Source organism: Microvirga pakistanensis, from assembly GCF_004458765.1.
GTDB lineage: Bacteria > Pseudomonadota > Alphaproteobacteria > Rhizobiales > Beijerinckiaceae > Microvirga > Microvirga pakistanensis.
This window is the reverse complement of sequence record NZ_SPJX01000476.1, coordinates 1-223: the sequence shown is the minus strand read 5'-3', so window position 1 is coordinate 223 and position 223 is coordinate 1. Positions and strand designations below refer to the sequence as shown.

The 223-nt window shown below is 68.2% G+C and carries 1 protein-coding gene; it reads right to left on the bottom strand.

The genetic code is table 11. The features are described from left to right. A partial coding sequence (locus E4K09_RS21970; protein WP_193557340.1) for a TPM domain-containing protein occupies positions 1-223 on the bottom strand: 223 nt, incomplete at both ends.

Below are 223 nucleotides of genomic sequence, written 5' to 3'. Positions count from 1 at the left end.
GATCCTCGCGCACGGTGGCCCGGCGCTGCCATTCCTCCGCATCGCCCGTGAGGATCGACAGGATCGCGTCGATCCCCGCATCGATGCCGCCCGCGAAGTCGCCCTGCTGGAATTGCGGGGCGATCGCGGTGGTGGTGATGACCTTCGCGAGCGCATCGGTGAGAGCGCCTTCGAGCCCGTAGCCCACCTCGATGCGCACCTTGCGCTCAATGGGAGCGACGAG